At 71.8% G+C, this 24918-nt stretch carries 23 protein-coding genes; 10 read left to right on the top strand and 13 right to left on the bottom strand.

Annotation, left to right across the window (positions count from 1 at the left end; genetic code table 11):
- The first annotated feature begins 44 nt into the window (after positions 1 to 44).
- Complete coding sequence (locus OWR29_RS48270) at positions 45 to 446, top strand: methyl-accepting chemotaxis protein (protein ID WP_438872592.1); 402 nt, start codon at positions 45 to 47, stop codon at positions 444 to 446.
- A gap of 15 nt (positions 447 to 461) precedes the next feature.
- Positions 462 to 1076, top strand: coding sequence for a carbonic anhydrase (locus OWR29_RS13210; protein ID WP_267563018.1), 615 nt, complete (start codon positions 462 to 464; stop codon positions 1074 to 1076).
- 24 nt (positions 1077 to 1100) lie between these two features.
- Here the strand turns inward: OWR29_RS13210 and OWR29_RS13205 are convergent, their stop codons facing one another.
- On the bottom strand, positions 1101 to 1676 hold the full coding sequence (locus tag OWR29_RS13205; RefSeq protein WP_438872584.1) for a TetR/AcrR family transcriptional regulator: 576 nt from the start codon (positions 1674 to 1676) through the stop codon (positions 1101 to 1103).
- A gap of 126 nt (positions 1677 to 1802) precedes the next feature.
- Here OWR29_RS13205 and OWR29_RS13200 point away from each other — a divergent pair, with 126 nt between their 5' ends.
- Entirely contained in the window at positions 1803 to 2960 is a 1158-nt protein-coding gene (locus tag OWR29_RS13200; RefSeq protein WP_438872591.1) for a macrolide family glycosyltransferase, read from the top strand.
- Positions 2957 to 3379: a MerR family transcriptional regulator gene (locus tag OWR29_RS13195; RefSeq protein ID WP_267563016.1), complete on the top strand. Its 423-nt coding sequence runs from the start codon at positions 2957 to 2959 to the stop codon at positions 3377 to 3379. Before OWR29_RS13200 ends, OWR29_RS13195 begins: the two co-directional genes overlap by 4 nt.
- Here the strand turns inward: OWR29_RS13195 and OWR29_RS13190 are convergent.
- The 6 genes from OWR29_RS13190 to OWR29_RS13165 form a co-directional block, all read right to left on the bottom strand.
- On the bottom strand, positions 3366 to 4328 hold the full coding sequence (locus OWR29_RS13190) for an SDR family oxidoreductase (protein ID WP_267563014.1): 963 nt from the start codon (positions 4326 to 4328) through the stop codon (positions 3366 to 3368). The two genes, OWR29_RS13195 and OWR29_RS13190, sit on opposite strands and share 14 nt — an antisense overlap.
- A 193-nt stretch (positions 4329 to 4521) precedes the next feature.
- On the bottom strand, positions 4522 to 4908 hold the full coding sequence (locus OWR29_RS13185; RefSeq protein ID WP_267563013.1) for a YybH family protein: 387 nt from the start codon (positions 4906 to 4908) through the stop codon (positions 4522 to 4524).
- Positions 4905 to 6221: an MFS transporter gene (locus tag OWR29_RS13180; protein WP_267563012.1), complete on the bottom strand. Its 1317-nt coding sequence runs from the start codon at positions 6219 to 6221 to the stop codon at positions 4905 to 4907. Before OWR29_RS13180 ends, OWR29_RS13185 begins: the two co-directional genes overlap by 4 nt.
- Positions 6218 to 7480 carry an aminotransferase class I/II-fold pyridoxal phosphate-dependent enzyme gene (locus OWR29_RS13175; RefSeq protein ID WP_267563011.1) on the bottom strand — a complete coding sequence of 421 codons (1263 nt, stop codon included), beginning with the start codon at positions 7478 to 7480 and terminating at the stop codon, positions 6218 to 6220. The genes OWR29_RS13180 and OWR29_RS13175 overlap by 4 nt, the downstream gene beginning before the upstream one ends.
- Positions 7481 to 7496: 16 nt before the next feature.
- Positions 7497 to 10559: a putative bifunctional diguanylate cyclase/phosphodiesterase gene (locus OWR29_RS13170; RefSeq protein ID WP_267563009.1), complete on the bottom strand. Its 3063-nt coding sequence runs from the start codon at positions 10557 to 10559 to the stop codon at positions 7497 to 7499.
- A gap of 78 nt (positions 10560 to 10637) precedes the next feature.
- Entirely contained in the window at positions 10638 to 12410 is a 1773-nt protein-coding gene (locus OWR29_RS13165) for an SCO7613 C-terminal domain-containing membrane protein (RefSeq protein WP_267563007.1), read from the bottom strand.
- Positions 12411 to 12506: 96 nt separating this feature from the next.
- Between OWR29_RS13165 and OWR29_RS13160 the strand changes: the two genes are divergently transcribed.
- The 5 genes from OWR29_RS13160 to OWR29_RS13140 are packed head-to-tail and all read left to right on the top strand — an operon-like array spanning position 12507 to position 17725.
- On the top strand, positions 12507 to 13388 hold the full coding sequence (locus tag OWR29_RS13160) for an ATP-binding cassette domain-containing protein (RefSeq protein ID WP_267563005.1): 882 nt from the start codon (positions 12507 to 12509) through the stop codon (positions 13386 to 13388).
- Positions 13385 to 13984, top strand: a complete 600-nt coding sequence (locus OWR29_RS13155) for a hypothetical protein (RefSeq protein WP_267563004.1) — start codon at positions 13385 to 13387, stop codon at positions 13982 to 13984. Before OWR29_RS13160 ends, OWR29_RS13155 begins: the two co-directional genes overlap by 4 nt.
- Positions 13985 to 14037: 53 nt before the next feature.
- Positions 14038 to 15171, top strand: a complete 1134-nt coding sequence (locus OWR29_RS13150; RefSeq protein WP_267563002.1) for an NAD(P)/FAD-dependent oxidoreductase — start codon at positions 14038 to 14040, stop codon at positions 15169 to 15171.
- Positions 15168 to 16061 (top strand): RNA polymerase sigma-70 factor, encoded by an 894-nt coding sequence (locus OWR29_RS13145; RefSeq protein WP_267563000.1) that lies wholly within the window; start codon positions 15168 to 15170, stop codon positions 16059 to 16061. The genes OWR29_RS13150 and OWR29_RS13145 overlap by 4 nt, the downstream gene beginning before the upstream one ends.
- Positions 16034 to 17725 carry a DUF885 domain-containing protein gene (locus tag OWR29_RS13140; protein ID WP_267562999.1) on the top strand — a complete coding sequence of 564 codons (1692 nt, stop codon included), beginning with the start codon at positions 16034 to 16036 and terminating at the stop codon, positions 17723 to 17725. The genes OWR29_RS13145 and OWR29_RS13140 overlap by 28 nt, the downstream gene beginning before the upstream one ends.
- Here OWR29_RS13140 and OWR29_RS13135 read toward each other — a convergent pair.
- Both OWR29_RS13135 and OWR29_RS13130 read right to left on the bottom strand, forming a co-directional pair.
- A complete protein-coding gene (locus OWR29_RS13135; RefSeq protein WP_267562998.1) occupies positions 17722 to 18114 on the bottom strand; it encodes a TIGR03668 family PPOX class F420-dependent oxidoreductase in 393 nt (130 codons plus the stop codon). The two genes, OWR29_RS13140 and OWR29_RS13135, sit on opposite strands and share 4 nt — an antisense overlap.
- Positions 18111 to 18941, bottom strand: a complete 831-nt coding sequence (locus tag OWR29_RS13130) for an LLM class F420-dependent oxidoreductase (protein WP_267562997.1) — start codon at positions 18939 to 18941, stop codon at positions 18111 to 18113. The genes OWR29_RS13135 and OWR29_RS13130 overlap by 4 nt, the downstream gene beginning before the upstream one ends.
- A gap of 66 nt (positions 18942 to 19007) precedes the next feature.
- Between OWR29_RS13130 and OWR29_RS13125 the strand changes: the two genes are divergently transcribed.
- Positions 19008 to 19196: a hypothetical protein gene (locus OWR29_RS13125; RefSeq protein WP_267562996.1), complete on the top strand. Its 189-nt coding sequence runs from the start codon at positions 19008 to 19010 to the stop codon at positions 19194 to 19196.
- 19 nt (positions 19197 to 19215) lie between these two features.
- Here the strand turns inward: OWR29_RS13125 and OWR29_RS13120 are convergent, their stop codons facing one another.
- The 4 genes from OWR29_RS13120 to OWR29_RS13105 form a co-directional block, all read right to left on the bottom strand.
- Positions 19216 to 19419: a hypothetical protein gene (locus tag OWR29_RS13120; RefSeq protein ID WP_267562995.1), complete on the bottom strand. Its 204-nt coding sequence runs from the start codon at positions 19417 to 19419 to the stop codon at positions 19216 to 19218.
- Between the two features lie 123 nt (positions 19420 to 19542).
- Positions 19543 to 20949: a GGDEF domain-containing protein gene (locus OWR29_RS13115; RefSeq protein WP_267562994.1), complete on the bottom strand. Its 1407-nt coding sequence runs from the start codon at positions 20947 to 20949 to the stop codon at positions 19543 to 19545.
- 37 nt (positions 20950 to 20986) lie between these two features.
- On the bottom strand, positions 20987 to 22195 hold the full coding sequence (locus OWR29_RS13110; RefSeq protein ID WP_267562993.1) for a glycoside hydrolase family protein: 1209 nt from the start codon (positions 22193 to 22195) through the stop codon (positions 20987 to 20989).
- A 95-nt stretch (positions 22196 to 22290) separates the two neighbouring features.
- On the bottom strand, positions 22291 to 24897 hold the full coding sequence (locus OWR29_RS13105; RefSeq protein WP_267562992.1) for an MGH1-like glycoside hydrolase domain-containing protein: 2607 nt from the start codon (positions 24895 to 24897) through the stop codon (positions 22291 to 22293).
- Positions 24898 to 24918: the final 21 nt, after the last annotated feature.

The raw sequence follows: 24918 nt of genomic DNA, 5'->3' as shown, positions 1-24918 counted from the left end.
ACTCGATCGCCGAGGTCGAGCGCAACGTCACCTCGGCCGCCACCGTGGCCGAGCAGGGCGAACGGCTCACCGTCGAGGCCAACCAGCAGGTCGCCGCCCTCGGCCGGGCCAGCGCCGAGATCAGCCAGGTGGCGCAGACCATCCAGTCCATCGCCGCCCAGACCAAGCTGCTCGCCCTCAACGCCACCATCGAGTCGGCCCGGGCGGGCGAGGCCGGCAAGGGCTTCGCCGTCGTGGCCGGCGAGGTCAAGGCCTTGTCCGACGAGACCGAGCGGGCCACCGCCGAGGTCGGCACCAAGGTCAGCGCCATCCAGTCCCGCGTGGACGCCGTCACCGCGTCGCTGGCCGAGATCCACACCGCCGTCGAAGAGATCAACCAGACCCAGCGGTTGATCGGCGGCGTCCTCACCGAACAGGTCGCCGTCACCGGCGCCATCCTCAACTGACCGGAGTCCCCCCACATGGCAAGCAACGCATCCCCCTGGAACCGCCTGCTCGAGGGCAACCTGCGCTTCACCCAGGACCGCAGCACGGCCGCCGCCGACCGTGGCGCCGCCCGCCGGGCCCAGCTCAACGAGTCGCAGAACCCGTTCGCACTGGTGCTGGGCTGCTCCGACTCCCGGGTGCCGGCCGAGATCCTGTTCGATCAGGGCCTGGGCGACCTGTTCGTCGTGCGCACGGCGGGTCACGTCGTCGACGCGGCTGCGCTCGGCTCGGTCGAGTACGCCGTCGAGGTGCTGGGCGTCTCGCTGATCGTCGTCCTCGGCCACGAGGGCTGCGGCGCCGTCGCGGCGGCCACCCGGGTGGTCGACGAGGGCCTGGTGCCGCCCGGCTACATCCGCGACATTGCCGAGCGCATCGCCCCGAACGTGGCCCGCGCCCGCCGCGCCGGCGCCACCACCGCGGCCGAGATCGGCGCCCAGCACTCGTTGCACACCCTCGAGCTGCTGCGCGAACGCTCCTCCATGGTCGACGCCGCCCTGCGCCGCGGCGCCGTCACGGCCGTGCCCGCCCAGTACAGCCTGGCCACCGGCCTGGTGACCGAGGTGCAGGCCCCGACCCTCACGACTGCCTGACCCCCGCTCGGATGGCCGCGTTCCTCACCGGAGCGCGGCCATCACGTGTTGCAGCAGTCCTTCGGCGTACTCGTCGGTGAGCGGCCCGGTGCGCAGCAGCCAGCGATGGAAGATCGGGCCGAAGATCGACTCCACGGCGTGGTCGAGGTCGGCCCCGGCCCGGACGTGGCCGGCGTCGCGAGCGGCTTCCAGGCGGTCGCGCACGGCGTCGAGCTGCGGCCGCAGCAGCCGGTCGCGCACCTGAGCCGCGAGGTCGTCGTCGGCCAGCGTCTCGACGGTCAGCGCCCGGGTGGTCGCGGACAGCTTCGGGTCGGCGAACTCGGCCACGGTGGCCCGCACGACCGTCCGCAGGTCGGCCTCGAGGTCGCCCGAGTCGGGCAGCGCGGCCGGGCCGGTCGCGACGTTCTCGGCCAGCGCGTCGAGCACCAGGGCGGCCTTGCCCCGCGGCCACCACCGGTAGATCGTCTGCTTGCCAACCCCGGCCCGGGAGGCGATCGCCTCGACCGTCATCCGGGCGTACCCGGTGTCGCCCACCATCGACATCGTCGCCCACATGATCGCGCGGCGCGACTGCTCACTACGACGGTTCACATCGGGCACGCGCTCACCCTACCGGCGCCCGGACCGCTTGGCGAGACGAGACGTCTCGTCTTGACGGCGTCGCGAGACGAGACGTATCGTCTCGCCATCGACGACAGCGAGGAGCTTTCCGTGCCGCACATCGCCATGGTCAGCATTCCGTTCCACGGTCACGTCAACCCGAGCGCGGAGGTCGTACGCGAGCTGGTTCGACGGGGTCATCGCGTGACCTACGCCAACGACCCTTCCTTCGCCGAGGCCGTCACCAGCCTCGGCGCCGAGCTCAAGCCGTACGCGTCGACCCTGCCCCCGGCCGAGACGCACGACGACCTCGACCCGATCGCCCAGCTCACGATGTTCCTCGACGACGCGATCGCGATGCTGCCCCAGCTGCGGGCGGCGTACGCCGAGGACAGGCCCGATCTTTTCCTGTACGACATCGCGGGCGCCCCGGCCCGGCTGCTGGCCGAGCAGTGGGGCATCCCGTCGGTGCAGCTCTCCCCCACCTACGTGGCCTGGGACGGCTACGAGGACGAGATGGCGCCGATGGTCGAGGCGATGCGCGCCGACCCCCGCGGCGCCGCCTACTACGACCGCTTCACTGAATGGCTGACCGCCGAGGGCTCGTCCACCACGGACAGCATGGCCTTCCAGGGCCGCCCCGACCACGCGCTGGTGCTGATTCCGCGCGCCCTGCAGCCGAACGCCGATCGCGTGAATCCGGCCGTCTACGACTTCGTCGGGCCGGTCCTCGGCGACCGGTCGTCGCAGGGCACTTGGACGCGGCCCGCCGGCGCCGGGAAGGTGCTGCTGGTGTCGCTCGGCTCGGCCTTCACCAACCACCCCGAGTTCTATCGCCGCTGCGTGGCCGCCTTCGGGTCGCTGCCGGGCTGGCACACCGTGCTGCAGATCGGACGCGCGGTCGACCCGGCCGAGCTCGGCGACGTCCCGGAGTCGGTCGAGCTGCACCCGTGGGTGCCGCAGCTCTCCGTCCTCGAGCAGGCCGACGCCTTCCTCACCCACGCCGGCATGGGCGGCAGCAGCGAGGGCCTGTACTGCGGCACCCCGATGATCGCGGCCCCGCAGGCGGCCGACCAGTTCGCCAACGCCGAGCAGCTGGCCGCCCTGGGCGTGGCCCGGGTGGTCGAGTCGGCCACGGTCACCGCCGGCGAGCTGCGCGAGCACCTGCTGGCCCTGACCGCCGACCCTGAGGTGGCCGCCCGCAGCGAGCGCTTGAAGCACGACGTACGCGCCGAGGGCGGCGTCACTCGCGCGGCCGACCTGATCGAGAAGATGGTGGGGTGACCAGACCTCTGACCATCCTCGAGATGTCCCGCCGCAGCGGGTTCAGCGAGCCGACCCTGCGCTACTACGAGAAGACCGGCCTGCTGGGCACGGTCGGCCGCGATCCCGAGACGGGCCACCGCCGCTACGACGCGGCCACCGCCGAGCGGGTCGAGGCGCTCGCCTGCCTGCGGTCGTCCGGGGTGAGCGTCGACGGACTTCGCGATTACGTACGTCTTCTCGCGCACGGCACCGAGAAGGCCGGCGAGCTGAACGGGCTGTTCGCCGCCCAGGCCGGCCAGCTCGCCGCCGAGATCGAACGGCTCCGCGTGCGCCACGAATACCTCACGCTCAAGGCGGAGCTGTGGGCGGCCCGGGGCCGGGGCGAGGACGACGCGGCCATCGTCGAGCGGGTCGAAGAGGTCCTCAAACGCTTCTGACCAGGCCCAGCCGCAGCAGGCTGTCGGCGGTGTCGGCGATCGTCGTGGCCACCTCGCGCGGCCGCCAGCCGAGCACCTCACGGGCCTTGGCGTTGCTGATCACCGGCCTGGATCCCCGGTCGCCGGTCGGCTCGGCCGCAGGCACCCGGCCGGCGAGGTCCCGAAGATGCCGGGCCAGGATCTGCCCCATCTCGGCGAAGCTGATCGGGGGTCCGGCCACGCCGATGAACCGCTCACCGGCGGCGGCCGGGCTCAGCATCGCCCGCAGGTGCAGGTCGGCCACGTCGCGGACGTCGACCACGCCGAAGACCTGCGGCGGCAGCGCCACCCCTTCGAGGAGGGCCTTGACCAGTCCGGTCGAGGCCGACAGACGGTCGGTGAGCAGCGGCCCGAAGATGCCGGTGGGGTTGATGACGGTCAGCTCGGCGCCCGCGTGCTCCCGCGCGTACTGCCAGGCCGCCCGCTCGGCGATGACCTTCGAGCGGATGTAGGCGGGCAGGTCGTCGTCCGGATTCGTCCAGTCGGACTCGTCGTAGTGATCGCCCGGCTTGGGCGAGTAGCCGACGGCGGCGTACGAGGAGGTCAGGACGACGCGTCGCACGTTCGCGGCGCCGGCGGCGGCGAGCACGCGGAGGGCGCCGTCGCGGGCCGGGACGATCACCTCGTCGTCGTTCTGCGGCGGAGTGGACGGGAACGGCGATGCGTGATGCCAGACGTAGCGGACGCCGGCGACCGCCTTGTCCCAGTTGTCGTCGGCGGTGAGTTCGGCCGTCACGAACTCCAGGCGGTCGCTCGGGCCGGCGAAGGCGCGGACGTCCTGCTCCTGGGCGTCGTGCCGGACGACGACGCGGACCCGGTAGCCCTCGGCGAGCAGGCGCTCGACCGAGTGGCTGCCCACGTGCCCGGTGGCGCCGGTGACAAGAACGGTGGTGGCGGAATCGTTGGTCATGACACCCGAGTGTTCGCGCCCTCAAGCGCTTGAAGGCAAGGGTGATCCGCACTACTGCCCAACGATGACGGCCGGCTCCCGGGTGTCAGCGCCCCACGCACCAAAGCGCGAGTGTTGCAATACGGCGACGGCCGGCCGGTGAGAGCCCCACCGGCCGGCCGTTTCCCCATCCCCCACCCTTCCGGGGCGGGACTCAGGAGGAGGGTTCGCTGCCCTGGCAGTGACGCCAGAGCCACCGTCCCTCCACCTGCTCCACCAGGCCCGACACCCGGTAGGGGAAGTTCTCGTCGGCGCCGTCGTCGGGGCGCGCGGCGCCTTCGGCCTCGGCGAAGACGTACGCCCGGTCGCCGAAGGTGTGCACCGTGACGTCGTGCGCTTCCCACGCGTACGCCTCGGTCCGCAAGAAGACTTCGCCGAGCAGAGCCGTCAGTTCGGCCCGGCCCACCGCCGTCTCGGCCTTCTCGGAGCCGGCGTAGCCGACATCGTCGCCGGGCGCGAAGCAGGCCAGCGCCGCGTTCAGGTCGCGGGCCGCGAACGCCTCGCTGAGATCGCGCACCGCCTGCGCGGGAGTCAAGCTCATGCCGGAACCTCGGCTTTCTCGGCGGCCGGAGCCGGGGTCGAAGCCGCGACAGGAACACCGGGACGCTCGATGTACTCGAGCTTCTCGACCCGCCGCATGCCGGGCAGGAACAGGAAGCCGAACGTGACCACCGCGCCCAGCAGGCCGGCCCCGATCAGCGTCTCGCGCACGCCGATCCAGCCCGCGACCGGCGCGGCCAGCGCGTACGAGAGCGGCAGGAGCGCCGTCGAGACGAACCAGTCCACGCTCGACACCCGGCCCAGCATGCCCTCGGGGACGAACCGCTGCTTCGTGGTCGCCCAGGCCACCGTCCCGGCCGCCTCCAGGCCGTTGACCAGCACGCACGCCACGGCCAGCTGCCAGGTGTGCGTCGCCGCGCCGTAGCCGGCCACCGCAAGCGTGGCGACAGCCCAGACGCCGTACGTGTAAGTCATGAACCGCCGCGGGATGCCGAGCCAGCCGACGGTCAGCGCCGCGGCGATGGCGCCCAGCCCGCCCGAGGTGAGGATCAGGGCCAGCGCCGACGCGCTCAGCCCCAGCTCGTGCTTCACCACGTAGGGCAGCAGCACCTCGGTCGGTCCCACGAACAGCAGGTACGTGAACGTGGCCGACAGGAACGTGCCCCACAGCCACACGTGCTTCCGCACGTACGAAAGCCCGGCCCGCATCTCCTGCCAGATCGACTCCGCCGGCTCTTCCTCGTCCGCGGGAGCGGCCAGCGGCATCCGGCTCATCGCCAGCAGGCAGGCCACGGACAAGGCGAACGTGGCCGCGTTGACCGCAAACGCCCAGCCCGCCCCGCCGGCCGCGATGACCGCGCCGGCCAGCATCGGGCCGAAGATCTGCATGCCGGCCGGCCGGACGAACTGGTCGAGCGAGTTGGCCGCGATCAGGTCGTCCGCCGGCACCACCCGGGGCACCGTCGCGTCGAAGGCCGGGCCGAAGAACCCGGCCGCCGCCCCGTGCACCGCCGCGATTATCAGGATCGGCCACAGCGAGGTCAGCGACCCGGTCAGGGCCAGCACGGCCAGCGTGCTCATGGTGCCCAGCCGCACCAGGTCCGAGGCCAGCATGACCTTGCGCGGGTCGAACCGGTCGCTCACCACCCCGCCGAACAGCAGGGTGGCCACCTGGGGCAGGGAGAGGGCGACGCCCACCGCCGACATGGCGGCGGGCGCCCCGTACAGGTCGTAGACCTGCCACGCCAGGGCGACGAGGAGGACCCCGTCGCCCACCAGCGAGGCGCTCATCCCGGTCCACAGGAGCCGGAACTGGCGGTGCCGCAGCGGCGCCAGCGGACCGGCGAGCGTCATTGCGCCGCGGGGCGCAGCTTGCCGGCCGCGGCCAGCTCGCTGATCACGGCGTTCAGCTCGTCGATCTCCTCGTCGGAGTTCGCGGCCGTCACCTGGGCCCGGAAGCCGACCTGGTCCTTCGGGACCAGCGGGTACGCGGCCAGCGTGACGTAGATGCCGCGGTCCCACAGCAGCTTGCCGACGGCGTCGATGTCCTCGCCGGGAGCCAGCGGCAGCTCGATGACCGGGGTGTTGCCGGTGTTCGGGGTGTACACGCCCAGGGCGCGCACGTGGTCGAGCACCTTCATCGACTTGCGGTACAGGTCGGCGCGGATGTCGTCGCCGCGCTTCTCGTTGAGGTCGAGGCCGGCGTTGACCGTGGCCAGCGACGCGGTCGGGGCCGGGCCGGAGTACAGGTACGGCGGGGCCGAGACCTTGAGGTGGTTCTTGAGCCAGGTCGGCAGGGCCAGGAAGGCCATCAGCGACGAGTACGACTTCGAGAAGCCGCCGACGAGCACGATGTTGTCGTAGGTCTCGCCGCTGTACTTGACGATGGCGTTGCCCTTGAGGCCGTACGGGGACTTCTCGTTGGCGCCGCGCTCGCCGATCACGCCGAAGCCGTGCGCCTCGTCCACGTACAGCAGCGCGCCGTACTCGCGGGCGACCGCGGCGAACGCCTTCAGGTCGGGCGCGTTGCCGGTCATGCTGTTCACGCCGTCCATGGCCACGATCTTCGAGACGCCGGCCGGGGCCGCCGCCAGCAGCTCGCGCAGGTGCTCGTGGTCGTTGGCGCGGAAGCGCTGCACGGTGGCGCCGAGGCCACGGGCGTACATGGAACCGTCGTAGATCGTCTTGTGCGCCTGCGAGTCCAGGAAGATCATGCCCTTGCCGGCCAGGATCGGCAGCACCGACATGTGGATGTGGGTGATCGTCGGCATCACGAGGGTGTCGGGCGCGTCCAGCAGCGCCGTCAGCTTCTCCTCGATCTGCGGGTAGAGGGCCGGGTTGCCGAGCAGGCGGGACCAGCTCGGGTGGGTGCCCCAGCGCGAGACCTCGGGCGCGATGGCGTCCATGATCTCGGGCTCGAGGTCGAAGCCGAGGTAGTTGCACGAGGCGAAGTCGGCCAGCCAGTGGTCGCCGACCCGGATGCGCCGGCCCTTGATCTCCTCGATCGTGGCGTCGTACATCGGGTTGCCGCTGCGCAACCGCTCCAGGTCGGCCCAGCGTCCGTCGCGCTTGACGAACTCGAGTCCGGAACCGGCGAGGGGAGCGTCGTTCATGGGGGTGGGGATCCTTTCAGAGGGGGGAGACTGCGGAGCCCTGCGTGTGCAGGTACTCCAGGAATTCGTCGGAGGTGACGGGCTTGGAGAACAGGTAGCCCTGGCCGTACGAGCAGCCCATGTCGGCCAGTGCGGTGCGGTGCCCGTCGAGCTCGATGCCTTCGGCCACGACGGCCAGCTCGAGGGTGCGGGCGAGGCTGACGATGGTTTCCACCAGCGCCATCTGCTGCGGGTTGTGCAGGATGTCGTCGATGAACGATTTGTCGATCTTGAGAACGTCCACCGGCATGTTGCTCAGGTAGCTGAGCGACGAGTAGCCGGTGCCGAAGTCGTCGATGGCGATGCGCACGCCCATCGCGCGCAGCTCGCCCAGGTCGCGCCACACCTGGTCGGCGTCGTGCAGCACCAGGCTCTCGGTGACCTCGAGGAGCAGCCAGCGCGGGTCGGCGCCGGTGTCGGCCAGCACCTCGCGGACCTCGTCGACGAAGCCGGGCGTCCGGAACTGGCGGGCCGAGACGTTGACGCTGACGTACCGCATGAAGCTGCCGGCCTCGGTCGTGCGCCAGTGGGCGAAGGTGCGCAGCGCCTCGCGCAGCACCCAGCCGCCGATCTCGACGACCGAGCCGGTCTCCTCGGAGAGCTCGATGAACTCGTTCGGCCCGAGCAGCCCGCGGACGGGGTGCTGCCAGCGCACCAGGGCCTCGAGCCCGGCCACCTGCCCGGTCGGCAGGTCGATGATCGGCTGGAACCGCAGCCGCATCTGGCCGCCGGCCACCGCCTCGTTGAGCGCCGAGCGCATCTCGAGCCGGCGCAGCATCGCGTCGTGCATCTCGTCCCGGTAGCGCTGCCAGGTGTTCTTGCCCCCGGTCTTGGCGCCGTACATCGCCACGTCGGCCCGGCGCAGCAGCTCGCTGATGCCGGCCGCCTCGCTGCTGGTGGCCACGCCCACGCTGGCCGCACCCCGGATCAGGTGGGCGGCGCCGGTGGCGTCGAGGACCTGGATCGGGTCGGCCAGGGCGGCCACGATCCGCATCGCCACCCGCTCGGCGTCGGCCGGCTCGTTCACGTGCTCGATCAGCACCGCGAACTCGTCCCCGCCGGTGCGGGCCACGGTGGCCAGCGGGCCGGCCACGTCGATGATGCGGCGGCCGACGGTGGTCAGCAACTGGTCGCCCGCGGCGTGGCCGAGGCTGTCGTTGACCTCCTTGAAGTCGTCGAGGTCGACGAAGAGGACACCCACCTCCTGCCGGCGGTCGGGCGCATGGTGCGCCGCGCTCTCGAGCCGGCTCTGGAAGAAGGCCCGGTTGGTCAGCCCGGTCAGGGCGTCGTGGTAGGCCTGGTGGGCCAGGTCGGTCTCGAGGCGGCGGCGCTCGGTGACGTCGCGGATGGTGACCACCAGCCCGTTCACGGCCGGGTCGTCGCGCAGGTCGCGGCAGGTGCACTCGACCTGCAGCAGCAGGTCGTCGCCCGAGACGGCGGTCAGGTCGACGCCGTCGCGCGGGCCGCGGCCGTCGCGCACCTGGTCGAGCAGGGAGCGCAGCTCGGCGTGGTCGGTGCCGGCGATCAGGCGGGACAGCGGCATGCCGATCAGATCGGTGCGGCCGAAGACGGGCAGCGCCGACGGGCTGGCGTACCGGATGGTCTCGTCGTCGCCGACGATCAGGATCACGTCGGAGGCGCTCTGGATCAGCGCGCGGAAGTAGTCCTCGCTGCTGCGCCGGTTCACCTCGTCGTTCAGCGTGATGCGCTCGACGGCCATGGTGGTCTGGGCCATGAGCGCTTCGAAGGAAGGCTCGATCGCGGTCAGCACCTGCTCGCCGGCGGCCAGGAACACCTGGTTGTGGCGCAGCGGGCCGTTCGCGGTGCGCCCGGCCGAGACCGCCTCGGCCGACAGCGCCCACTCGAACCCGGCCAGCTCGGCCGCGACGTCGGCCGGCAGGTCGGCGATCCGCACCCGGGAGACGGACATGATCCCGGTGACCGCGCCCGGCTCGGCGTCGGCGCCCCGCATGTGCCAGCGGTGCTCCTCGCCGGTCGGGACGAGCGACGTGACAGCCTGGGTCAGGGCGGCGCCCGCCTGGTCGACGCTGCTCGCGGCGACCAGGTCGGCGCCGGTGATGCGCAGCGTCCGCTCGCGGGCCGCGGTCTCGCGCTGCAGCTGCATGAGCCCGGCCACGCGGGCCATGACCAGCAGGAACATCACACCGGAGGCGGTCGCGATCATCGGCGCGTCGGTGACGCCCTGGTTCAGGTCCTCGATCAGCAGAACGGCCGGGGCGATCAGCGCGGCCACCGACATCAGGGCCAGGCGGCGCCCGCCGGCGATGCTCTGCGGGATCTGCTCGCTCATCGTCAGCTGGCGCATCGACGGGTGCAGGGCCGACAGGGCGGTGGCGGTGTAGAAGAGCACCCAGCCGGCGTCGACCGGGCCGCCCACCTGCCAGGTGCCGTCGAGCTGGCGCAGGCCGTAGATGACGTCGGTGATCAGCAGGCTGCCGACGCCGGCCACCAGCACGTGCAGCGCGACCGGCTTGCGGCCGCCTGCCGTGAGCAGGCGGGCCAGCATGGCGAGGGCCAGCACGTCGCCCAGCGGGTAACCGGACGAGACGGCCTTCTCGACGAATCCGAGGTCGGTGTCCCGCACGTACGGGGAAATGAGGAACACCCACGAGAGCAGGCCGAGACCGGCGGTGGGCACCAGAGCGTCGAGCAGCGCCGCCCGGTTGCCGGCCCCGGAGCGGGACCGGATGAAGATCAGCAGGGCCCCGGCCAGCATCGGGTAGACCAGCAGGTAGAAGCCGTCGGCCAGGGAGGGGAACGGGTTCGCGATGTGCAGGAAGTCGGTGAGCACGTTGTACGCCGTGTCGCCGAGCGTGAAGCTGACCAGCACCGCCGACAGCAGGTACCAGGGCAGGCGCCGGGCCGGGCGGTGCACTCGCACACCGACCAGCACGGCGGCCGCGGCCGACAGACCGATCGTCGCCCACGAGTACATGCTGTACTGCGGCAGGGCGTAGAAGACGACGGTCAGGGCGGCGATCCACGCGCCGAAGCACGCCTGCATGCGTGTGGCCGACATCCGTGCTCCGATCCGTTCCAGGGGAGGTTGTGGCCCCTCGTATCGGCACCCGGATGCGTTCCCTGAAGAAGTCCTGGGTCAGCTCATTCGATGCAACGCGGCCCGCACCCGGTCCAGGTCGCGGCGACGGCGCTCCAACGTCGTCGCCAGCACCACCAGCACCAGGCCGGCCACCGCGAGCGGGATCCAGCGCGGCACCAGGTCCCACACCTCGGCCAGCTCGTGCAGCGCCAGCACGGCGAGCACCCCGCCACCGAGAATCACCGGCGCCCGCAGCTTCGCGAAGACCCCGGCGGTCACGATGGCCACACAGACCCCGCCCAGCAGCAGGCGGCGCAGGTATTGGTCGTCCTCAGTGAGGATCACGAAGAGATGCGGCAGCAGTCCGACGGCCAGGGCCGGGCTGTAGACGACCCAGCTCGAACGACCCTTCCCGAGTACGAGACCAGCGGCGAGCAGGGCGACGTCGATGATCAGGGCGGTCCACCACGGCAGGCCGAAGCCGGCCGGCACGGTCAGGGCCAGCACGGCCGCCGCGGCGAGCGCGCCCACCCGGCGCCACCCGGCCGGCGCGAGCAGCACCAGGGCCGCACCGAGCAGCACGACCGCGGCCGGCAGCTCCCAGCCCGAGGCGCCGGTCCGATCGGTCTCGACCGCCCGCACGCCCTCCCCGACGGCCAGCGCAAAGGCGACCAGGCCGGGCGCGGCGGCGAACGCCAGAGCGCCGAAGCGGCCGTAGAAGTGGCCGACCGCCGCCAGAACAAAGGCGACAACGGCCACCGTCAGCAAGGCGTCGCCGTGCACGATCAAGTGGGCGACCCGGCTCGCGGCAACCCCGACGGCCACGACCATCAGCCCGTCCGCGATCTCCCGGCCCGCAAGTCCGGTCGGAGGGGCCAGGAACTGCCGGAAACCGGCCGGACGGGCCGGGAACAACCGGAGGCCAGCCCAGACGACCCCGGCCGTGACCAAGAGTGCGCCACCAGCCGCGGTGGCATCGCCCGGGTCTTCGGTAGAGAACAGCCCGATCACCGCGAACCCACCGGCCACCAGCGCGGCCAGGCCCCCGGCCACGCTTCCGGCCAGCCGCAGACCACCCCGCAGCCGCACGAGCACGACTACATCGAGGGCGGCCACCGCCGCGAAGGTCAGAGCCCACCCGGTCGGGCCAGGCTCAGCCGCAGCAACCAGCAGCGGAATCACCGGATGGGCGATGGCCAGCGCGGCATAGCGGGGCCCGGTCAGCCCGGTGACGTGCTCGTACCCGGTGGCCAGGGCGGCGGTCACGGCGAACACCGCGCTCGCGTACCCCCAGCCGTTCGTCCCGGCTACCCCGAACAAATTCACGTGCCAGGCCGCGTACCCGTCAAGAAGCGTCAGCAGAAGGCCCACCGCGGCGAAGGTCTCGGCCGTGGCCCGCAGCCCGCGCCGAAGCGCGAAGAAGGGCACGCCGAGCGCCACGCCCGTGAAGGTCAGCAGCACCACCGCGCGCCCGCCCAGCCCGAACTGGGCCCAGGCCACCGCGGCGAAGACGATCGCGGCCACGCCCAGCAGCAGCCCGCCCAGCAGGAAGAGGACGTTCTGCGTGACCTTGTCCCGCGATGGCGCGGGAGCGCCCAGCGCACCCCGCACCCGGGCCGCGGCGGCCTGCCGGCGGTTCCAGACCTGGGCCAGCCGCGCCTCCAGCTGCCCCACCTGCTGCCGGGCCGTGAACAGCTGCTTGTTCAGCTCGGCGATCTCGGCGTCGGCCGTGACCACCTCGATCGCGTCGGGGTCGGGGCCGCGCCCGCAGGACGGGCAGCCGCTCTCCGGCGAGGCGGCAGCTCCGCAGGCCGGGCAGGGATACGTCATGCCCCTGATCCTTGTGCCCCGGCCCGGGCGAGCGGGTGAGCACACGTACTCAAAGGGGGCTGAGCATCTTGACGCGAGCCGCCATACTTCCCGGCAATGATCGAAGCCAAGGGATTGACGAAACGGTACGGCCGCACCGACGCCGCGCGCGACGTGACGTTCACCGCCGCCCCGGGCCGGGTCACCGGCTTCCTCGGGCTGAACGGCTCGGGCAAGACCACCACGCTGCGCATGCTGCTCGGGCTCAGCCGCCCCACCGCCGGTCAGGCGCTGATCAACGGGAAGCCCTACCGCGAGCTCAAGCACCCCTTGCGGCAGGTCGGGGCGGTGCTCGAGCAGGGCCTCATGCACCCCGGCCAGACCGGGCGCGGTCACCTGCGCACCCAGTCGCTGTTGTGCGGCGTCGGCCGGCAGAGGGGCGAAGAGCTTCTCGAGTACGTCGGACTGGCCGACGCCGCGGGCCAGCGCACCGGCGACTACTCGCTGGGCATGCGGCAGCGCCTGGCGGTGGCCACCGCGCTGCTCGGCGAGCCGTCGATCCTGGTCCTCGACGAGCCGGCCAACGGGCTCGACCCGTCCGGCATGGCCTGGCTGCGCGGGCTGCTGCGGGCTCATGCCGACGCCGGGGGCACGGTGCTCATCTCGAGCCACCTGCTCTCCGAGCTGGAACTGCTCATCGACGACGTGGTGATCATCGCGGGCGGCCAGGTGCGCCTCGTGGCCCCGCTGGCCGCCGTCGCGGGCGATGAGGCCGGCCGCCTGCGGGTGCGCGGCCGGGATCCGCACGCGCTGTGGCAGGTCTTCGAGCAGGCCGGGGCCCGGGTCAGCACGGACGGGCACGTGCTGTTCGTCGAGGGGCTGGCCGCCGAGGACGCCGGCGAGATCGCCCTGCACGCGGGCATCGCGATCCACGAGCTGACCGCCGAGCAACCCAGCCTCGAGCGAACGTTTCTGGAGCTGGCGGGGGCGGCCGAATGATCGCCGTCCTGCGCAGCGAGCTGCACCGCACGCTGACCATCCCGTCGAGCTGGCTGTCGATGGGGCTCGCGGTCGTCCTGGGCATGTCGTTCGCACTGTTCAGCGTCGACTTCTGGTCGCTGTTCGTGGCGCTCGGGGTGTTCGGCATCGCCGTCGTGGTCACCTCCCAGCACTACACGCACCGCACGGCCGTCCTGCTCTTCCTGGGTCAGCCGCGGCGGTGGCAGGCGCTGGCCGCGCAGTGCCTGTGCGCGATCGTGCTGGGGCTCGTGGTGGCGGTGGTGAGCGGGGTGACCACGATCGTCTCCGGTGAGTACGAGCAGTTCGCGGGCACGATGGCGGCAACGCCGCTGCTGGCCGTGTTCGGGGTGGCCAGCGCCACGGTCATCCGGAGGCCGGTTGCGCTTTTCATCGCGTACGGAACCTGGTTCGTCTTCGCCGAGGGCCTGGCCTTCCGGTTCAAGCAGCCGCTGCCGTTCACGACCTTCATGAGCGCGGCCGGTGGCAACCCGAAGGGGCTGCTGTTCTTCGCCGGGTACGCCGTGGTCTCACTGGCCGTGGCGGGCTGGTTCATCCGGCGGGACCTCACCGACTAGTGACCTGAGTCACCGCGGGTCACAGGCGGCCGTGCGAGGTCCGTCCCGCGGGCATGACTGACATCCTCATTCTCGGAGCGGGCTACGCGGGTCTGGCCGCCGCGACCAATCTGGCCGGCCGCGTCCGGGGCCGTGACGACGTACGCGTGACCCTGGTCAACGCCGGGGAACGGTTCACCGAGCGGCTGCGCCTGCACTCGACCGCCGCCGGACGCCCCACCGCCGACCTGCGTCTGCCCGATCTGCTGGCCGGCACCGGCGTCCGGCTCGAGTACGGATGGGTGACCGCGGTCGACGCCGACGCCCGCACCGTACGCCTGGACGACGAGCGCGACCTGCGGTTCGACAAGCTGGTCTACGCCCTGGGCAGCGTGGTCGACACCGCCTCGGTGCCGGGCGCGGCCGAGCACGCCTACACGTTCGACGACTTCCGGGGCGCCGAAGCCCTGGCCGCCCGCCTCACGCCGAACAGCACAGTTGTCGTGTGCGGAGGCGGCCTGACCGGCGTCGAGACCGCGGCCGAGATCGCCGAGCGCGGCTTCACCGTGCGACTCCTGAGCCGCGACCGGCCCGGCACCGGGATGACCGCGAAGGCTCAGGCGTACGTGACCGCCGCCCTGGACCGGCTGGGCGTCGAAGTGCGGATCGGCGAGATCACCAAAGTGCTGCCGGACGGCGTCGACCTGAGCGGCGAGATCGTGCCGGCCGACGTGGTCGTGTGGACGGCCGGCACCCGGATCTCCCCGCTGGCCCCGGCTCTGACCAATGACGAGCACGGCCGCATCGTCACCGACCGCTGCCTGCGGTCGGTGTCGCATCCGCACGTATATGCGGTCGGCGACGCGGCCGCCGTGCGCCAGGGCTTCGGCGTGCTGCACGGCACGTGCCAGAGCGGCATGCCGACCGGGGTGCACGCCGCCGCGAACCTCGCCCGCGAGCTCGACGGCAAGCAGCCTCAGCCGTTCCGGTTCGGCTACTACCACCGCCCGGTCAGCCTGGGCCGGGGGGACGCCGTCGTCCAGTTCACCCGGCCCGACGACAGCCCCCGCCGCGCGTACCTGACCGGCCGCGCCGCCGTCTGGTACAAGGAAACCGTGACCGCCTCCCCGTGGCCGACCTACGCCCGCATGCTCACGATGCCGGCCCTGGCCTCGTGGTGGCCGCACGGTGGCCGGTACACGCGATGACGGTCTTCGACGAGCACCGCCGGCTGCTGTTCGCCATCGCCTACCGCATCCTGGGCTCGGCCGGCGACGCCGAGGACGCGGTTCAGGAGACGTGGCTGCGCTGGTCGGCAGCCGACCGCGGCGAGGTGGCCGACCCCAAGGCGTACCTGGCCCGCATGGTCACCCACCAGGCGATGGATCAGCTGCGATCGGCCCGGCGCCGGCGCGAGACCTACATCGGCCCGTGGCTGCCCGAGCCGGTCGTCACCGCGGGCGATGACCTCACCGACGACGTCTCGCTGGCCATGCTGGTCGTCCTCGAGACGCTCAGCCCGCTCGAACGGGCCGTGTTCGTCCTGAAAGAGATCTTCGATTTCCCGTACGCCGAGATCGCGGCCGCCGTCGACCGGGCCGAGCCGGCCGTGCGCCAGGCCGCCCACCGGGCCCGCGAGCACGTCCGGTCCCGGCGTCCCCGCTTCCCGGCCGACCGTCGCCACCAGCGCGACGCCACCGAACGGTTCCTGGCCGCGGCGTCGGGCGGCGACATCAACGGGCTGCTGGAACTGCTCGCTCCCGACGTCACACTCTGGACCGACGGCGGCGGCAAGGTCCGCCACGCCCGGCGCCCTGTCGTCGGGGCCGAGCGGGTGGCGGCCTGGATGGCCGGTGTCAGCCGGGTCCCGTACGAGGGGGTCGCCCCGGCCGACATGCGGGCCGATCTGGTCGACCTCAACGGAAGCCCCGGCCTGGTCTTCACCGGCGCCGGCCGGGTGATCAGCACGCTGTCCTTCGACTTCGACGATCAGGGCCGCATCCTGGGCATCTACAACATCGCCAACCCCGACAAGTTGCACGCCGTGGCCCGCCCTGCGTCTCATGGGGTATGCCTGAAACCTCCGCCGAGAATCTGACGCCCCGGCGCCTGGCCGACACGTACGTCGGCGAGGTGGCCGACCTCAACCCGATCACCGCCGTTCAGCTGGGTCTGCACCTCGATCGCGACGACCTGCCCGACATGTCACCGACCGGGCTCGAGGCCGCGGCCGACCTGTCCCGCCGCACGCTGGCCCGGCTCGACGCCGTCGAGGCGGCCGAGCCCGACCCGGTCCCGGCCGAGGCGCGCTGTGCCCGCCTGCTGCGGGAGAGGCTGACCGTCGGCCTGGCGCTGCACGACGCCGGCGAGGATCTACGGGCGGTGCGCAGCCTGGCCTCCCCGGTGCACTCCCTGCGGGACGTCCTGCTGCAGATGCCGGCCGCGACCGACGAGAACTGGGCGGTCATCGCCGGGCGTCTGGGGCGCTTCGGCGAGGGGCTGGACGGCTACCGGGCCACCCTGACCCTGGGCCTGGAACGCGGGCTGCTCTCCGGCCCGCGCCAGGTCACCACGGTGCTCGACCAGCTGGAGACGTGGCTGGGCCCGGACGCCGGGAGCAGCTGGTTCGCCGGCCTGGCCGCGCGCGGGCCGGAATCGGTGCGCCCGCGGCTGGAAGCGGCGGCCGCGTCGGCCACCGCCGCCCTCGCCGACTTCCGCGACTGGCTGCGGGAGACGTACGCCCCGGCCGCGGCGGGCACTCCCGACGCGGTGGGCCGTGACCGGTATCGGACGTGGGCCCGGCTGTGGAACGGCGCCGACTTCGATCTCGACGAGGCGTACGCCTGGGCCTGGGACGAGTTCCACAAGGTGGAGGCCGAGATGCGGGCGGAGGCCGACCGGCTCATCAGCGGGGCCACGCCGGTCGAGGCGACCGACTACCTCAAGACCAAGGGCCCGGCCGTCGAGGGCGCCGAGCAGGCCCGGGAACACCTGCAGCGGATGATGGACCGGACGATCAACGACCTGCAGGGCTCGCACTTCGACCTGCCCGAGCCGATCCGGCGGGTCGAGGCGATGATCGCCCCGACCGGCAGCGCCCCGGCGCCCTACTACACGCCGCCCTCGCTCGACTTCACCCGGCCCGGCCGCACCTGGCTGCCCGCCACCGAGGACGACCGCTACCCGCTCTGGTTCATCACCTCGGCCTGGTACCACGAGGGCGTGCCCGGACACCACCTGCAGCTGGCCCAGTGGCTCTACGTCGCCGACGACCTGTCGAAGTACCAGGCCACGCTGGGGATGATCTCGTCCAATGTCGAGGGCTGGGCGCTGTACGCCGAGCGGCTGATGGACGAGCTCGGCTATCACAGCACGCCCGCCACCCGGCTGGGCTACCTGGCCGCCCAGATGCTGCGGCTGCAGCGGGTCATCGTCGACATCGGCATGCACCTCGGCCTCGACTTCCCGGCCGATTCGCCGTACCAGCCGGGCCGGCCGGTCACGCCGGAGGCCACCCGCGAGTTCCTGGGCCGGTACAGCGGGCTCGACGACGCCTTCCTCGACGGCGAAGTGGTGCGTTACCTGGGCGTGCCCGGCCAGGCGATCGGCTACAAGCTGGGCGAACGGGCCTGGCTGCGGGGACGGGCGGCGGCCCAGGCGGCCCGCGGCTCCGCCTTCGACCTGAAGGCCTGGCACATGGCGGCGCTCGCCCAGGGCTCACAGGGCCTGGACGACCTTTACGAAACCTTGGCCGCCCTCTAGGCCGTCCAGGTCGCCCAGCGCTCGACGGTGATCACGACGAACGGGCCGGCCGGGGGCTTCTCGCGATATTGCGGGTAGCGCCCGGCCAAGGCCTGCAGGCCTTCCGCGTACGCCGGAAGGAGGCGCGCCACGCCGTCGGCGCGCACCCACCACAGCTGCGACCAGTCCGGCTCGTAGTGGTCGGCCAGCACGCTGACCCGCGGCTCGTGCTCGATGTTGGCCAACCGGCGCAACGCCCGCGTCCGCTTGGGTTTGTGATCCACTGCGCTCACGATCTCGTCCTCGCCCACCAGGGCGAAGACCATCGGCACGACGTGCGGCGCGCCGTCCGGCCCGACCGTCGCCAGCCGGGCCACCGGCACGCTTGCCAGGCGCTGGGCCGGGGTCACCGGCCGGTCAGCTCACCGATGGCCGCTTCCCACTTCTCGAGGGCCGGCTCGACGACGCTCCACGGGCCGGAGGGCAGCCACACCGAGACCCGGTCGACGCCCGCCTGCTCGCACTGCTCGAGGGCCTTGGGGTCGGGCGGCACGCTCAGCATCTGCACCTGCACGTAGCGGTCGGCCCGGGCGCGCAGCTCGGCGATCCGCTCGAACACGTTCTCGTCGCGCCACTGCGGGAACCAGCCGTCGCCGTGGTCGAGCACCCGGTCGAGCACCGTGGGCCCGCCGCCACCGATCAGGATGGGCGGGTGGGGGCGCTGGGCCGGCTTGGGCCACGACCAGATCCGGTCGAAGTTCACGTGCTCGCCGTGGAAGCTGGCCTCGTCGTTCAGCCAGATCTCGCGCATGGCCTTGATGCGCTCGGTCATGATCGGCACCCGCTTGCGCGGGTCGGTGCCGTGGTTGCGCATCTCTTCCCGGTTCCAGCCCAGGCCCACCCCGAACTCGAACCGCCCGCCGCTGAGGTGGTCGACGCTGGCCACCTCTTTGGCCGTGGTGATCGGGTCGCGCTCGGGCACCAGGCACACCCCGCTGCCGATGCGCAGCCGGCTGGTCGCCTCGGCCGCCGCGGTCAGGGCCACGAACAGGTCGTACGTGTGCCAATACTTCTGCGGCAGCTGCGGGCCGCCCGGCCAGGGCGTCTCCCGGCTCGCCGGGATGTGTGTGTGCTCGGCGAAGTACAGCGCGCTGTGCCCGCGCTCCTCGGCCCGCCGCGCGATCTCGCCGGGCTTCACGCCGTCATGGGTGGGAAAGTATCCGACACCGAAGTCCATGTCCCCACTCTATGAACCGATCGGCTCCGAAGCCCGTGTGACAGAAAAGCGCGGGAGGAGTGTCCCATGATCCTCGTCATCGCCGTCGGATCGGCCCTGGTGGCCGGTTTCCTGGCCGGCTTCGTGTGCTTCAAGAAGACCAACGAGTTCTGCGGCCGCTGCGGCATCACCCGGGAATGCCCGGTATGCAGCGAAACTCCCCGCGCCGGTGGTGGGGACCGGCGCGGGGAGTTGATGAGGGCCGCGATCAGCTAGCGGCGTCTCGCGTCAGCGGTCAGCTGGCGGCGTTCAGCACGATGGCGCCGAGGACGAAGCCGAGCGCGCCGCCGAGAACACCGGCCGCGGCCGCGTACCAGCCGAGCGGCCGGTCACCCAGGTAACCGCCGACCAGACCGAGCACGATGGCGGCCGGGCCGAAGATGATCGGCGCGAAGAGGATGGCCACGGCGGCGAAGACGAACGCGAGAATCGTGCACACGCGGGCACCGGTAACACTGCCACTGCGCCGGGTCGTCACCTGAGTCATCGGAAGTTTCCTTTCCCCGTCGGATGGTCGTTCGCTGGTGTCCTTTGTGTACCCGCGACGGCGGAAAGCTAATCCTCAGGCCGCGTACGTCCTGACCCGCTGCCCGCGATCGGCTGCCTTGGCCGCGTACATGGCGGCGTCGGCCCGGCGCAGCACCGTGACGGCGTCCGCGCCCGGCTCGGCCCGCACCGCCCCGATGCTGAGCCCGACGTCGGCGGTCTCGCCGGCCACCACGAACGGCGTCTCGAACGCCGCCTCGATCCGCGGCACCAGGCCTTCGCCGTCGGTCGCGGGACACAACACGACGAACTCGTCCCCGCCGTACCGGGCGAGCGTGTCGCTCGTACGCACGCAGGCCGAAAGCCGATCGGCCACCAGTCGCAGCAGCTCGTCCCCGGCCAGATGGCCGAGCTTGTCGTTGACCGCCTTGAAGCCGTTGAGGTCGCAGAAGAAGATGAGCGGCGCCGAACCGGCGGCCAGTTCCGCGTCGAGCACGGCCAGGAACCGCTTGCGATTGGCCAGCCCGGTCAGCGGATCGTGGGTGGCCTCGTGGGCCAGCGCCGCCTCGGCCCGGGACCGTTGCGCCGCCAGCCGCCCGATCCGCACCATCACCAGCGGCACCACCACGGCCGTGCCCAGCGCGAGCAGCACCGCGTCGACCGGCCGCCCGGCCAGCTGCTGCACCCCGGCCACCACCGGGTTGAGCGCCAGCGCGCCACCCAGGAAGGCCAGCCGCCGCGGGCCGAGCCGGTCGACCGGCGCCGGACCGGGTCGCAGCAACCGCACCATCGAGGGGTCGGCCACCCCGGCCCCGGCCACCACGTAGCCGGCCAGGAACAACGCGTCGATCCAGCCCGGCCGCAGCAGCGGGTCGTCAGTCGCCGCGAAGGTCAGGCTGACGATGCCGACCAGCGCGAGCGGCAGCACGACGAGAAAGGCGCGCAGGGCCAGCAGCGATTCCCGCGCGGCCCGTTCGACCCGGAACAGCGCGCCCAGCATCCCGGCCAGGCACAACACCAGCACGAGCATCCCGGCCCGGGTGCCCGCGGAAACCGTGTCCGGCCGGGGCGGCAGCAGCACGGCCCAGAGCAGCGAGGCCAAGCCGACGGCCATCACCACCGCGTCGAGGATGCCGCCCACGTCGCCGCGGCCGCGCCGGAGCACGATCCAGAGCGCCGCGACCAGCAGCAACAGGTGCCCGGCGACGATGAAGGCCAGCGACGCCTGGTTCCGGTTCCCGGTGAAGGCCAGCTGCGCCGCCGCCCACAGCCCGCCGGCGTTGATCACGGCCAGCCCCGCGAAGATCAGCCGCACCGGCCCCTCCCGCCGGCGCAGCGCGAAGGCGGCCGGCAGCAGCGAGGACGACCCGATCAGGAAGTACAGCAGCGGCCGCACCCCGTCCGGCGCCAGCGGGAACGCCGCTACTGCCACAAGAGCCACGACGACGTACGTGAGCAGGGCAGGCGGCACATCCTTCAACATCGGCCGCCCGCGGCCCGCCTTGAGCGCGACGGTCCGGTCAGCGACCCGCGGCCCGGTAGGCCTGGCCGGCCGCGGTGGGCGTGGTGGCGTCGCGGTAGAGGCCGTAGTCGACCGAGTCGCCCACGGCGGGCAGGGAGAACCAGGCGTACCGCTCGACGTACGGGGCGGCCTGCAGCTGCCGGGTCGACTCGGTGATGAAGGCGGTGATCTGGGCCGTGTTCGGGAACTTGGGGGTGCCGGTGAAGTTCATCAGGCCGTACTCGGTGACCCAGATCGGCAGGCCGTAGCGGTCGTGCACCGCCTTGACGTAGCCCATGAACTGCCCGGCCGCGGCCGAGCTGAAGTCCGAGCCGTACCAGTGCAGGGTGATGAAGTCGACCCGCAGGCCGCGCTGCCTGGCGCCGGTCATGAACCGGTCGAGCCAGCCGCCCGGGGTGTTGCCGCCGAAGGCCACGGCCGGGCTGCCGAGCCGCATGCCGGTCGCCTGCAGCTGGGGCCACAGGTCGAGGGCCTGCTCGACGGTCATCTCGGCCTGGCCGGCCAGGTCGGGCTCGTTGAAGCCGAGCAGCGTGCTGCCCTCGGCCTTCACCTTGGCCAGGTTGGCCGCGGTGACCACGTTCTCGTCCCAGATCATCGGGACGAATTCGGCGTCGGCCGGCATGCTGTCGTTGTTGGTGCCCCAGTTGTAGTACCAGTTGGCCCCGACATCCTTGACCGCGCCCGTCAGCCCCGGGAACTGCCAGGTGCTCACGCCCTTCTTGGCCGCGGCCGGAGCCGGGGGCACGGTGGCCGGCGGCGTGTCAGTCACCCCGAAGGTCTGGTTCGCGTGGCCGGTGCACGTCCAGAGCTGCAGCCGGGTGCCGTCGGCGTCGAGGCACTTGCCCGAGCCGGTGTTGACCAGACGCCCGCCCGACGACGTCCACTGCTGCGCGCCGGTCCCGTTGCAGTCGTAGATCTGCACCCGCGCCCCGTCGGCCCGCGAGGCCGCCGCCACGTCGAGGCACTTTCCCAGCGCCTTGACGCTCGCCCCGTCGATCGTCCAGCTCTGCGCACCCGTGCCGTTGCAGGCGTACAGCTGCACGGCCGTGCCGTTGGCCGAGTTGGCCCCGGCCACATCGACGCAGCGGCCGCCGGGCCCGTTGATCGGCCCGGCCGTGGCCGCGAAGGCGTTACTGATGCCGAGAACCCCCAGCCCGGCGACAACCACACTGGAGACGACAACGGCGAGACGCTTGCGTGCTGACATGCCGCCGACGCTAACGGCGTGGCCGCCCTCGGAAGAAGCCACTTAACCAGCCACTAAGAACGTCGAGCCCTACGGGCACACTTCCGCAGAAACTGTTATCGGCGCAGGGTCAGGATGAGGTCGACGACCAGGGCGGTCCAGCCGGTCTGGTGCCAGGCGCCCAGGCCGGCCCCGTTGTCGCCGTGGAAGTACTCGGGGAAGGCGATCAGGTCTTTCCAGTCGGGGTGGTCCTGCAGCACGGGGTTGGCGCCGTAGATCGGGCGGTGGCCGTTCTCGTCCGGCAGGAACAGCGAGATCAGCCGGCGCGAGATGTCGTCGGCCACGGCGGCCAGCGGCATCTTCTGTTGCGAGCCGGTCGGGTACTCCGCCTTCATGTCGTCGCCGAAGAAGTCGGCGTACTCGCGCAGGGCCTCGATGAGCAGGTAGTTCACCGGCATCCAGACCGGGCCGCGCCAGTTCGAGTTGCCGCCGAACAGGCCGCTGGTGCTTTCGGCAGGCTCGTAGCCGACGGTGAAGTCGGAGCCGCCCAGCGAGACGGTGAACGGCTTCTCGAGGTGACTTCTCGACAAGGTCCTGATCCCGTACGCCGACAGGAACTCCTCCGGGTCGAGCATCCGGGCCAGGATCCGCAGCAGCTGGTCCTGGCCCACCATGGACAGCAGGCGCTGCTGCACCCCCTGCCCGGACAGCCGGCGGGCGCTGATGATGTCCGCGTACTCGCCCTGCGACGCCTGCAGCCAGCGCAGCCGCGCGTTCAGCTCGGGCAGCCGGTCGAGGGTGGGCTTGGTCAGCCGGGTGGTGGCGGCCAGCGGCAGCAGGCCGACCACCGAGCGCACCTTCAGCGGCAGCTTGTGGCCGTCGGGCAGCCGCAACTGGTCGTAGAAGAAGCAGTCCTCCTCGTCCCACAGGCCCTGCCTGTAGGCGGCCTCCGCGATGTACGCGAAGTGCTCGAAGAACTTGGTGGCCATGTCCTCGTAGGTGCGGTCGTGCAGGGCCAGCCGGATCGCCATGTCGAGCAGGTTCAGCGCGTACATCGCCATCCAGCCCGTGCCGTCGGACTGTTCCAGCACCCCGGCCACCGGCAGCGCGGCCGAGCGGTCGAACGGGCCCACGTTGTCGAGCCCGAGGAAGCCGCCCTCGAAGACGTTGTTGCCGCCGACGTCCTTGCGGTTGACCCACCACGTGAAGTTGAGCAGCAGCTTGTGCATGACCCGGGCCAGGAAGTCGAAGTCGCGCCCGCCGTCGATCTCGAACACGCGCAGCGCCGCCCAGGCGTGCACCGGCGGATTCACGTCCCCGAAGGCCCACTCGTACGCGGGAATCTGGCCGTTGGGATGCATGTACCACTCCCGGAGGAGCAACACGAGCTGAGCCTTCGCGAAACCCGGGTCGACGCGCGCGATCGAGACACAGTGGAACGCCAGATCCCACGCGGCGTACCAGGGGTACTCCCAGGGGTCGGGCATCGAGATGACGTCGAAGCTGTTCATGTGCCACCAGGCGTTGTTGCGCCCGTAGCGCCGGCCCGGCGGCGGCGGGGCCGAACCCGGATCGCCGGTGAGCCACTGCTTCACGTCGAAGTGGTAGAACTGCTTGCCCCACATGAGCCCGGCGATGCCCTGCCGGGCCACGGCCGCCTCCTCGGGCGAGGCGGCGGCCGGGATGAGCTCGGCGAAGTAGTCGTCGGCCTCGGCCCGGCGCCCGCGCATCACGTACGCCCAGTCGTCGCGCAGGTCGAGGCGGTCGATCGGCTCGTCGCCCTGGGCCAGGCGCAGCCGGATCGTGCGGCTCTCCCCCGGGCCGAGCGTGAGCTTGTAGTGCAGCGAGCCCTTGGTGCCCTCGTTGGCCGGGTTGACCGTGGGGGCGCCCGTGACGAGGTGGTCGTTGATGCCGTCCTTGGGGTACAGGCTCTTGCCGGGCTGGCCCCACAGCCGCTGCGCGTTGGTCTCGTTGTCGCACAGCAGCGGGGTGGCCTCGCCCTCCCCTTCGAGCAGCAGGTGGCCCAGCGTGCGGTGAGTGCCGGCGAGACGCCCGGGGCTGCCCGTGAGCGAGGGCACGGGACGGTTGGGCAGGCCCCACGACCAGGTGTTGCGGAACCAGAGGGTCGGGAGCACGTGCAGGGTCGCCTCGTCCGGCCCGCGGTTCGAGACGGTGACGGCGATGCACATGTCGTGCGGCGAGGCCTTGGCGTAGTCGACGGTCACCGCCCAGAACCGGTCGTCGTCGAAGACCCCGGTGTCGACCAGCTCGTACTCGGCCTCGGACCGTGAGCGCTGGCCGTTGACGCGCACCAGTTCGTCGTACGGGAAAGGGGCCTGAGGATAGTGATAACGCCAGCTCATCCACGAGTGGGTGGGCGTGGAATCGGTGTACCACCAGTACTCTTTCGCGTCCTCGCCGTGGTTGCCGCCGTCGCCGCCCAGGCCGAACATGCGCTCCTTGAGAATCGGGTCCTGCCCGTTCCACAGAGCCAGCCCGAAGCAGAACGTCTGCCGTTCGTCGCAGACCCCCGCCATGCCGTCGTCGTTCCAGCGGTACGCCCGGGAGCGCGCATGGTCGTGCGGGAAGTAGTCCCAGGCGGTTCCGTGCTCGCTGTAGTCCTCACGGACCGTGCCCCACGCCCGCTCGGCCAGGTAGGGACCCCAGGCCCGCCACGGCTGCTCGCCCGAGTCGGCCTGCGCCAGCCGTAAGCGCTCCGCCATGCCCTTGATTGTGCACGAGAA

The organism is Paractinoplanes pyxinae, from assembly GCF_026626335.1.
GTDB classification, from domain to species: domain Bacteria; phylum Actinomycetota; class Actinomycetes; order Mycobacteriales; family Micromonosporaceae; genus Actinoplanes; species Actinoplanes pyxinae.
This window is presented reverse-complemented; position numbering and strand designations above follow the sequence as displayed.